The sequence below is a fragment of the Nakamurella sp. genome (genome assembly GCF_048594475.1).
Classification (GTDB): domain Bacteria; phylum Actinomycetota; class Actinomycetes; order Mycobacteriales; family Nakamurellaceae; genus Nakamurella.
Genome location: NZ_JBMDXT010000257.1, coordinates 1 through 6,807 on the forward strand (window position 1 = coordinate 1; position 6,807 = coordinate 6,807).

7 protein-coding genes are annotated in these 6,807 nt (G+C 70.4%); all 7 read right to left on the reverse strand.

The window, feature by feature from the left end; genetic code table 11:
- The coding region (locus ACOJUF_RS11860) for a biotin/lipoyl-containing protein (RefSeq protein WP_420122051.1) at window positions 1–867 on the reverse strand (867 nt) is incomplete at its 3' end.
- Window positions 868–939: 72 nt separating this feature from the next.
- Window positions 940–2,340 (reverse strand): dihydrolipoyl dehydrogenase, encoded by a 1,401-nt coding sequence (gene lpdA, locus ACOJUF_RS11865; protein WP_420122052.1) that lies wholly within the window; start codon window positions 2,338–2,340, stop codon window positions 940–942.
- Window positions 2,341–2,440: 100 nt separating this feature from the next.
- Window positions 2,441–3,475 (reverse strand): alpha-ketoacid dehydrogenase subunit beta, encoded by a 1,035-nt coding sequence (locus ACOJUF_RS11870; RefSeq protein WP_420122053.1) that lies wholly within the window; start codon window positions 3,473–3,475, stop codon window positions 2,441–2,443.
- The gene (locus ACOJUF_RS11875) at window positions 3,465–4,514 is read right to left on the reverse strand and encodes a thiamine pyrophosphate-dependent dehydrogenase E1 component subunit alpha (protein ID WP_420122054.1); all 1,050 of its coding nucleotides are present in this window, start codon (window positions 4,512–4,514) and stop codon (window positions 3,465–3,467) included. Before ACOJUF_RS11875 ends, ACOJUF_RS11870 begins: the two co-directional genes overlap by 11 nt.
- Before the next feature lie 7 nt (window positions 4,515–4,521).
- Window positions 4,522–5,382, reverse strand: a complete 861-nt coding sequence (locus tag ACOJUF_RS11880) for an alpha/beta fold hydrolase (RefSeq protein ID WP_420122055.1) — start codon at window positions 5,380–5,382, stop codon at window positions 4,522–4,524.
- Between the two features lie 130 nt (window positions 5,383–5,512).
- Window positions 5,513–5,998 carry a MaoC family dehydratase gene (locus tag ACOJUF_RS11885; RefSeq protein ID WP_420122056.1) on the reverse strand — a complete coding sequence of 162 codons (486 nt, stop codon included), beginning with the start codon at window positions 5,996–5,998 and terminating at the stop codon, window positions 5,513–5,515.
- A gap of 113 nt (window positions 5,999–6,111) precedes the next feature.
- Window positions 6,112–6,807, reverse strand: a 696-nt coding sequence (locus tag ACOJUF_RS11890; RefSeq protein WP_420122057.1) for an MBL fold metallo-hydrolase, incomplete at its 5' end; no start/stop codon positions are given.

A 6,807-nucleotide genomic window follows, 5' to 3' on the forward strand; every position in this document is an offset into this window, starting at 1 on the left:
GTCCTCGCGGCGGATCCGGCCGCCGGCGCCGGACCCGACCAGCGAGGTCACGTCCAGGTTGTGCTCGGCGGCCAGCCGGCGCACCAGCGGGGACAGCATCCGGCCGGGCTCGGCCTTGGCGCCGATCACGATGGTGGTGGAGGTCGAGGAGCTCGGGCCGGCGGTGGTGGACCCGCTCGCCGGCGCGGCCGGTGCGGAGGAACCGCCGACCGCGGCGCCCGCCTCGCCGATGCGGGCCACGGGGGTGCCGATCGGCACGGTGGTGCCGGCCGGGACCAGGATCTCCCGCAGCACCCCGTCGTAGGGGCTGGGGCTCTCGGAATCGACCTTGTCGGTGGACACCTCGAACAGCGGGTCGTCCATCTCGATCGCGTCGCCGACGTTCTTGAGCCAAGTGGTCAGCTCGCCCTCGGTCACCGTCTCGCCGAGCTTGGGCATGGTGATGTCGTGCACCTCGCCGGCCGGCGCGCTGACCCCGGGGGCCTCGTCGGACGGCCCCTCGGAACCACCCATCTGCGGCGCGGCGCCGTCGCCGAGGGCGGGGCCGCCGGCCGCGGCCACGTGATGGCCGGTCCCCGGCAGCCGGTCCTCGGACGACACCGACGAGGTGCCCGACGCGGCGCCCTCGGGCACGATGCGGGCGAGCTGGGTGCCGATCGGCACGGTCGAACCGGCGGGCACCAGGATCTCGGCCAGCACCCCGTCGTAGGGGCTGGGGATCTCGGAATCCACCTTGTCGGTGGACACCTCGAACAGCGGGTCGTCGAAGGCGATGGGGTCACCGACGTTCTTGAGCCAGGTGGTCAGCTCGCCCTCGGTGACGGTCTCGCCCAGCTTGGGCATCGTGACGAACCATTCGTCGGACATCCGAACGTCTCCTGGTTTTCGAAAGTTGGTGTGCGGGTCGGGGAACCGGGGCCGGTGGGCGGCCCGGCGGCGTCAGCCGTGCAGCGAGCGGCCGGAGAAGGTGATCATGGTCTCGCCGATCGCCTCGGACAGGCTCGGGTGGGCGTGGATGAGCCGGCCGACCTCGCTGGGCAGGGCCTCCCAGTTCACGGCCAGGTAGCCCTCGTGCATCAGCTCGCTGGCCCACGGGCCGACCAGGTGCATGCCCAGGACCGGGCCGTCCTTGGCCGCGACGATCTTGACCAGGCCGTCGGTCTCACCCAGGATCATCGCCCGCCCGTTGCCGGCGAACGAATGCTTGTGCACGACGACGTCGTGCCCGGCCTCCCGGGCCTGCGCCTCGGTCAGACCCGACCAGGCGACCTCCGGGTGGGTGTAGACCACCCACGGGATCTTGGCGTAGTCGACCGGCACCGGGTTCTCGCCCAGGAAGTGGTCGACCGCCAGAACTGCTTCGGCGTAGGCGATGTGGGCCAGGCCGGGGGTGGGCACGCAGTCGCCGATGGCGTAGACGCCGGGCTTGCTGGTGAGCATCGTGGTCGGGTCGACCTCGAAGAAGCCGCGGTCGGTGATCCGCACCCCGGCCTCGGCGGCCCCCGTCCCCTCGGTCACCGGGCGCCGCCCGATGGACACGAGAACCTGGTCGACCTCGATCTTCTCGCTGCCCTTGGGCGTCTCGAACGGCACCAGCACGCCGTTCGCGGTCTTCTCCAGGGTGCCGACCCGCGCCTGGGCGTTGATCTTGGTGCCCCGCTTGGCCAGTGACTTGGCCAGCACTCCTGCCACGTCACGATCCGGCCCGATCGGCAGCACGCCGTCGTTCATGGCCTCGAGCAGGGTCGTGTCCACCCCGAGATCGGTGTAGACGGACGCGAACTCGGCACCGATGACGCCGCCACCGATGACCACCGCGCGCTCCGGGAGCTTGTCCGCGGTGCTGTTGGTGGCGTGGTCGGAGGTGATGATCCGCTCACCGTCGACGTCCATGCCCGGGATCGCCCGGGGAACCGAGCCGGTGCACAGGATGGTGGCCTTGCCCTTGAGGGTCTGACCGTCCACCGACACCGACCCGTCGGGAAGAAGCCGGCCCTCGCCGATGACGACCTGCACCTTGCGCCGCTTGAGCAGGCCCGACAGTCCGCCGTGCAGCTGCTTGACGATGCCGGCCTTGCGGGTGTTGGCCGCGGGCCAGTCCGGCTCGGCCTTGAAGCCGTCGGGCAGCTTCACGCCGTGCGCGGCGGCATGCTCGACCGTGCGGAAGACCTCGGCCGCGTGCAGCAGGGCCTTGGCCGGGATGCAGCCGCGGTGCAGGCAGGTGCCGCCGACCTTCTCCTTCTCCACGAGCGCGACCGACAGGCCCGCCGAGGCCGCGTACAGCGCCGCGGCGTACCCGCCGGGACCGCCGCCGAGCACCACGATGTCGAAGTCGGCCACGTCAGATGTCCTTCCGAAAGGGGTGGCCGGACGGCGGACCGGTGATGGGCCCGCCGCCCGGACGAGAAATGGTGGTTCGCAGTGCAGGTCGGCGACGCGGTCAGGCCCGCGCGACCGCCCGGATCGCGTCGGCGATCTCGGCCGGCTGCGGGATGACCGCATCCTCCAGCGGTGGGCTGGTCGGCGTCGGCGTGTTCTTCGCGCCGATCCGGGCCACCGGCTGGTCCAGGTACCAGAAGGCCTCCTCCTGGATGGTCGCGGCGATCTCGGCGCCGTAGCCCATCCGCCGGGCGGCCTCGTGCAGCACCACCGCACGGGAGGTCTTCTTGACCGAGTTGACGATCGTCTCCACGTCCAGCGGGACGAGGGTCCGCACGTCGATCACCTCGACCGAGATGCCTTCCTTGTCCAGCTCGTCGGCGATCTCCAGGCCCTGGTGCACGCCGGCCGAGTAGGTCACCAGCGTGACGTCCCGGCCCGGCCGGGCCACGTTGGCCACGCCCAGCGGGATCGGATCCATGGACAGCGGGCCGGCCGCCTTCAGCCGCCGGTAGAGGTACTTGTTCTCCAGGAACAGGGTCGGGTTGTTGTCCCGGATCGAGGAGATCAGCAGCCCGGCCGCGTCCTGCGGGGTGCCCGGCATGACGATCTTCAGCCCCGGCACGTGCGCGAAGTAGCTCTCCACGCTCTGCGAGTGGGTGGGGCCCGCCCGCAGCCGGCCGCCGAACGGCGCCCGCATGGTCACCGGCATCGGGTCGCCGGTGCGCCAGTGGTGACGCGCCAGCACGTTGATGATCGGGTCGAAGGCGCAGGAGATGAAGTCCGCGAACTGGAACTCCACGATCGGGCGCAGCCCGACCAGCGCCGCCCCGGCCGCGAGGCCGGTGAAACCGGTCTCCGCGATGGGGGTGTCGACCACCCGCCGCGGCCCGTACTTGTCCAGGAAGCCCTTGGTCACCTTGAAGGCGCCGCCGAACTGGCCGACGTCCTCGCCGATGATGAAGGTGTCCGGGTCGCGCTGCATCTCGTGATCGAGGGCCAGCGCCACGGCCTCCAGGTAGGTGGCCTGGCCGTTGTCCTTGGGACCGGCGTCCGGGTTCAGGATCGCCGGCCGATCTGCGACGTCAGTCGGCATACACACCTTCCTCGATGTTGCTCGCGTCCGGCATCGGATCGGCGAGTGCCTTCTTGCGAGCGTCGATCGCCGCCTGGCGGGCCTGCTTCCTGGTGTCCTCCGCGGTCGCCTGGTCGATGACACCCGAGGCGATCAGCCGCTTCTCGAACAGCTCGACCGGGTCCTTGGCGGACCATTCGGCGAACATCTCCTTGGGCACGTAGTCGGCCGGGTCGTGCTCGGCGTGCCCGTGCATCCGCATCGTCACGCCCTCCACGATGGAGGGGCCCTTGCCGGCCCGGGCCCGCTCGACGCCCTCGGCGACCGCGTCGTGCACGGCGATCACGTCGGTGCCGTCCACGGTCACGCCGGGAATGCCGTACGCCTTGGCCTTGTCGGAGAACTTCATCGACTTGGACTGCATGGAGATGGGTGTGGAGTAGGCGAACTGGTTGTTCTCGATGACGAACACGTTGGGCAGGTCGAGCACGCTGGACATGCTCAGTGCCTCGTGGAAGTCCGCCCGCGAGGTGGATCCGTCACCGCAGAACGCCAGGCACACCCGGTCCTGGCCCCGGTACTTGGCGGCGAACGCCATCCCGGTGGCCACCGGGAAGTTGGCCGGGATGTGGCTGGGCAGGTTGTAGTGGCCCAGGTCCAGCCGGCCGTAGTGCAGCGTGCCGTCGCGGCCGCCGGTGGGCGAGGTGGCCTTGCCCATGAAGCTGGCCATCACCTGCCAGGGCTCCATGCCCCGGTACAGGTGGGCGCCCAGGTCGCGGTGGATCGGCGCCATGTAGTCGTCGGCGCGCAGGGTGGACGCGGCGCCCACGCTGATCGCCTCGTGCCAGTGCCCGGTGTAGAGCGACCCGAGCAGGTCGCCGCCCTTGTACATGGCGACCATGCGGTCCTCGACCGCGCGGGTCAGGACCATCGCCCGGTAGATGCGGACCAGCAGGTCGCGATCCCGGGCGCTCAGGTCGGGGACCTCGACGCCGGCGGCGTCGGCCCCGGCGGTGTCGGCCCCGGCGGTGTCGGACGCCGGCTTCGTCTTGGTGACCATCGCGCGCTTACTGGCCCTTGACCGGCGTGGTCGGCGCCTCGAGGAAGAAGTCGCGCACGAGCCGGTTGAAATCGGCGGTGCGCTCGATCATCGACCAGTGACCGCAGTGCGAGAACACCGACAGGTCGGCGTTGTCGATCAGTTGCTCGAGCTTGAGGGAGGTCTCCAGCGGGATGACCTTGTCCTCGCGGCCGTGCACGATCAGGGTGCGGTTGGTGAGCTTGCGGATCTCGTCGTCGGGGGTGGTCATGGCCTCGACCCAGCGCTGCCGCGGGGCCGGGAACATCGACGAGAACGACTCGTGGAAGCCCGGTTCCATGCTCGCCTTGTAGCGGACCTGGGCCAGCTCCTCGTTGACCAGGTCGCGCGAGTAGGCGAAGTAGTCCAGCACCTGGCGCATCGACTCGATGGTGCCCTCGTAGCCCCAGACGGTGTCCAGGCCGTCGGTGATGTCGAACGGCACGCCCATGGAGCCCATCAGCACGATCTTGTCGACGAGCTCGGGGTGCTGGGTGGCGATGCGCAGCGCGATCGCCCCGCCGAAGCTGTTGCCGATCAGGTGGGTCTTCTCGATGCCCATGGCCTTGATGAAGCCGACGGTCTGGTCGGCCCAGGTCTGGACGCTGTACTCGACGTCCTCCGGACGGTCGGAGTAGCCGAACCCGACCATGTCGGGCGCGTAGCAGGTGAAGTCCTCGCCGAGCACCGGCAGCACCAGGCGCCAGTTGGCGTAGGCGGTCACGCCGGGGCCGGAACCGTGGACGAGCACGACGGTCTGCCCGCCGGTGCCGGATTCCAGGTAGTTCGTGCGGATCCCGTTGGCGACGATGCTCTTGCCGACCGCCGGGTTGGCTTGGGTGGTGGTCATGGACTTTCTCTCCTCGGCGTGTTCGGTGACAGATCGGTGGGGGTGCTGCGGTGCTGCGACGGTGGTGCGGGCAGATCGGGCGGGACACCTCCGTGCCGGCCCGGTTGCCCGCCCCGACGGGGGCGGGACGTCAGTTGTAGTAACGGAAGACGAGGTCGGCGACGCAGCAGGGCTTGGTCTGGCCCTGCACCTCGTAGGTCAGCCGGTAGACGGCCTCGGCCCCCGGCCCGTTGGGGGTGGGCAGCTCCTTGACCTCGGCCAGGTTCACGTGCATCCGGATGCGGCTGTCGACCGCCAGCGGGGACGGGAACCGGACCTTGTTCAGGCCGTAGTTGAGCACGACGGCGAAGCCCTCGACGGTGCAGATCTCCCAGAGGAACCCGGTGGCCAGGCCCAGGGTGAAGAAGCCGTGCTGGATGGTCGTGCCGAACGGCCCGTCCTTGGCGCGCTCGGGGTCGACGTGGATCCACTGCTCGTCGCCGGTGAGCCGGGCGAAGGTGGTGATGCCGTCCTGCGTCACCGTCCACCAGTCGCTCACGCCCAGGTCGGTGCCCAGCCGCTCGTTCAGGCCGGCCAGGCCCTGGATGACCAGTGGGCCTGCGGTCTCTTCGCTCATCATGTCCGTCCTGAACTCGCGGGTTCGCCGTCGGTGACCGGCAGGGTCCCTCCCTGCCGGATGAGTCAAACATCGGGCCCCGCGGACCGGGGGCCCCGACGGGGGTTTCCTGCTCAGTGGGAGCGCAGGACCGGACCGGGTCCGGGCGCCTGCGAACCGGCCAGCAACCGGTCGACGTCCAGCGGTTCCCCGCTCGTGCCGAACCACTCGTACACCCCGTCCGGCCGGATCCGTCGTTCGATCAGCCGGGCGTAGCGCAGGCAGGCGATGTGGGCCAGGGTCTCGTTGATCGCCAGCTGACGCTGGTGCCCGAGCAGCGAGCCGACGACCAGCCGATCGGTCAGCTCGCCGACGGTGGTCGGCTTCTCCTGGATCGCCCGCCGGATGCGGTCCATCCGTCGCATCTTGTTGCGCACGATCGCGTCGATCCGGCCGACGGCGTCGCCGAACGGCCGCCCGTGTCCGGGGTACACCAGCTCCGGCCCGAGACTGCGCACGAGCTGCAGCGAGCGCAGGTAGCTCAGCATCGGGTCGGCGTCGAACCCCCGCTCGAAGGTGACCGGCGGGGTGATGCCCGGCAGCAGGTGGTCGCCGGAGAGCAGCACCCGCCGGGCCGGCGACCACAGGCAGACGTGACCCAGCGAATGGCCCGGGGTGTGGATGACGGTCCAGTCGTCCCCGCCGATCCGCAGGGTCTCCTCGCCGCGCAGCCGGGTGGAGGCCTCGACCACCGAATGCAGGTACGGCATCCAGCGGGCCAGATGCTCCCCGCCCTCCCCCTCGCCGTCCTCGGCGATCCCGTGGTCGGC

Bases quoted from the DNA above. Each gene is read 5' to 3' on its own strand.
- ACOJUF_RS11870 (WP_420122053.1), bottom strand. From the start codon at position 3,475: ATGCCGACTGACGTCGCAGATCGGCCGGCGATCCTGAACCCGGACGCC.
- ACOJUF_RS11880 (WP_420122055.1), bottom strand. From the start codon at position 5,382: ATGACCACCACCCAAGCCAACCCGGCGGTCGGCAAGAGCATCGTCGCC.
- ACOJUF_RS11875 (WP_420122054.1), bottom strand. From the start codon at position 4,514: ATGGTCACCAAGACGAAGCCGGCGTCCGACACCGCCGGGGCCGACACC.
- ACOJUF_RS11885 (WP_420122056.1), bottom strand. From the start codon at position 5,998: ATGAGCGAAGAGACCGCAGGCCCACTGGTCATCCAGGGCCTGGCCGGC.